We start from the raw sequence: 233 nt of genomic DNA, 5'->3' as shown, positions 1-233 counted from the left end.
CCCAGCGTGATGCAAGGGCATGTAGGCCTGGACTGCCTGCTGGATGAAGCCTACCTGGCGCACCGCCTGGTGGAAGAGGTGAATGACTTGTACATTCGCCACTTCCAGCAGCCGTTGATCCCGGTCGACACCACGGTCGCCAACCTGATTGCCCACCAGTTGATTGGCGAAAGCTTTGCCAACCAGCTGGATGAAGTGGTGCACCACTCGGTCGACGAAATGCTCAACGACGA

At 58.4% G+C, this 233-nt stretch carries 1 protein-coding gene; it reads left to right on the top strand.

Annotated features, from left to right (window positions below; all coding sequences use genetic code 11):
- Positions 1–233 (top strand): hypothetical protein (locus tag IEQ44_RS16585; RefSeq protein ID WP_227487727.1); only part of this gene is annotated, 233 nt, incomplete at both ends.

It is taken from the genome of Nocardioides malaquae, assembly GCF_015070385.1.
GTDB classification, from domain to species: Bacteria; Actinomycetota; Actinomycetes; order Propionibacteriales; family Nocardioidaceae; genus Nocardioides; species Nocardioides malaquae.
This window is presented reverse-complemented; position numbering and strand designations above follow the sequence as displayed.